Source organism: Faecalimicrobium dakarense, from assembly GCF_000499525.1.
In the GTDB taxonomy this organism is placed as follows: domain Bacteria; phylum Bacillota; class Clostridia; order Peptostreptococcales; family Peptostreptococcaceae; genus Faecalimicrobium; species Faecalimicrobium dakarense.
The window spans coordinates 1-2,534 of record NZ_HG529366.1 but is presented as its reverse complement, the minus strand read 5'-3'; the positions used below and the strand labels follow the sequence as shown (position 1 = coordinate 2,534).

Annotated in this window: 2 protein-coding genes; both read left to right on the top strand. The window is 30.9% G+C overall.

What is annotated here, in order from left to right; all coding sequences use genetic code 11:
• Window positions 1–80 precede the first annotated feature (80 nt).
• A complete protein-coding gene (gene lepA, locus BN899_RS11780; protein WP_042275642.1) occupies window positions 81–1,886 on the top strand; it encodes a translation elongation factor 4 in 1,806 nt (601 codons plus the stop codon).
• A 198-nt stretch (window positions 1,887–2,084) separates the two neighbouring features.
• Entirely contained in the window at window positions 2,085–2,507 is a 423-nt protein-coding gene (locus BN899_RS11775) for an acyl-CoA thioesterase (protein WP_042275640.1), read from the top strand.
• Window positions 2,508–2,534 lie beyond the last annotated feature (27 nt).

The following is a 2,534-nucleotide window of genomic DNA, read 5'->3' as shown; positions in this document are numbered from 1 at the left end:
TTTTTATATAACTGTTATTTACATAAAAGAGGATATATTATAAAATAAAAGTTATGATAAATAATAAAGGAGGAAACAAGGTGGACAATAAACAAAGTAGAACTAGAAATTTTAGTATAATAGCACATATAGATCACGGGAAGTCTACCTTAGCTGATAGATTAATACAAAAGACGGGACTTGTTAGTGACAGAGACATGAAAGCTCAATTATTAGACAACATGGATCTTGAAAGAGAAAGAGGAATCACTATAAAGCTTCAAAATATAAGATTAGTATATAAAGCTAAGGATGGAAATGAATATTATTTAAATCTTATAGATACGCCAGGTCATGTAGACTTTACTTATGAGGTTTCAAGAAGTTTAGCAGCATGTGAAGGTGCATTATTAGTAGTAGATGCAGCACAAGGTGTTGAGGCTCAAACATTAGCTAACGTTTATTTAGCTCTAGATCAAGATTTAGAGATATTACCAGTTATAAATAAGATAGATTTACCAAGTGCTAGACCAGATGAAATAAAGCAAGAAATAGAAGATATAATAGGGCTTGATGCAAGTGAAGCACCGCTTATATCAGCTAAGAGTGGTCTAAACATAGAAGACGTATTAGAAGCTATAGTAAAAAATGTACCAGCTCCTAAAGGAGATAAAGAAGCGCCACTAAAAGCCTTAATATTTGACTCATACTATGATGCATACAAAGGTGTTGTAGCTTATGTTAGAGTATATGAAGGAACAGTAAAAAAAGGTATGACAATAAAAATGATGAATACTAATAAAAAGTTCGAAGTAACTGAAGTTGGAATTATGGCTCCAGGTCAAACAGAACTTAATGAACTTTGTGCTGGAGATGTTGGTTATATCGCAGCGAGTATTAAAGATATAAGAAGTTGTCAAGTAGGGGATACAATAACTAATGCAGATTATCCTACTGATAGTCCTATGCCAGGATATAAAAAAGCTACACCAATGGTTTACTGTGGTATATACCCAGGTGAAGGTGAAAAGTATGAAAACGTAAGAGATGCACTTGAAAAATTACAAGTAAATGATGCAGCACTTGAGTTTGAAGCTGAGACTTCAGCGGCATTAGGATTTGGATTTAGATGTGGTTTCTTAGGACTTTTACACATGGAAATAATTCAAGAAAGATTAGAAAGAGAATTTAATCTTGATATTATAACAACTGCACCGTCTGTTATATACAGAGTTACAAAAACTGATGGGGAAGTTGTTATGATTCAAAACCCTGCTAACTTACCAGAGGTGTCTGAAATCAAAATGATAGAAGAACCTATAGTTAAAGGGGACATAATAGTTCCTAAAGATTATGTAGGTATAGTTATGGAACTTTGTCAAGAAAGACGTGGAAACATGATAAACATGGAGTATATAGATGAAAAGAGAGTTATGCTTCATTACGACCTTCCTCTTAATGAAGTTGTATATGATTTCTTCGATGCATTAAAATCTAGAACTAGAGGATATGGATCGCTAGATTACGAGGTAAAAGGATATGTTCCTTCTACACTTGTTAAACTTGATATATTAATAAATAAAGAACAAGTAGATGCACTTAGTTTCATAGTACATGAAACTAGAGCTTACCCAAGAGGTAAATCTATGTGTGAAAAATTAAAAAATGAAATACCAAGACATCAATTCCCAATACCAATACAAGCAGCTGTTGGTAACAAGGTAGTTGCTAGAGAAACTATAAGTGCGCTTAGAAAAGACGTACTAGCTAAGTGTTACGGTGGAGATATATCTCGTAAGAAGAAACTTCTTGAAAAGCAAAAAGAAGGTAAGAAACGTATGAGACAAGTAGGATCTGTTGAAGTTCCTCAAAAAGCATTTATGTCTGTATTAAAATTAGATGAATAAGACAATATAAACTCAGAACCAAAGATTTAAATCTTTGGTTTTTTTATTTCAAAGGCACTGACAATGAACATAATTATGTAATCTATTAATAAATTAATGTTAAATCTTATTGGAAATTATTGTTAATTTAGGATTTTAGGTATAGTATATTAGTATATAAACGATAGCTTATATATTAATATACTAGGAGGGATTTATATGAAATATTATGATACATATAGACTTGTTAAGGGAGAAGACTTAAATCACCATGGAACGTTGTTTGCTGGAAGGATGACAGAATGGTTTGTTGAGAGTTGTTTTATAACAGTCGCAGATGAATATAAGCACCCAGAAAATTTAGTATGCCGAAAAGTTAATGGAATTAATTTTAACCAGCCTATAAGAAAAGGCGATGTTATAAATATAAAATCTAAAATAATTTATACTGGAAAAACAAGTTTAATTGTTTATGGAAAAGTTACTAGAAATAATAATGAGAACATTATAGTAGATGGTTTTTTAACTTTTGTTTGCATTGATGAAAATGGAGTTAAGATGCCTCACAATTTAAAGATAGACGAGCCTTTAACATCAGAAGATATAGAGCTTTTAAATATAGCAAAAAGTTTTAGAAAATAAAATAATAAAATCAAAATATAATAAAAA

Excerpts from the sequence above, each read along its gene's own strand:
- BN899_RS11775 (WP_042275640.1), top strand. The coding sequence starts at position 2,085 with ATGAAATATTATGATACATATAGACTTGTTAAGGGAGAAGACTTAAAT.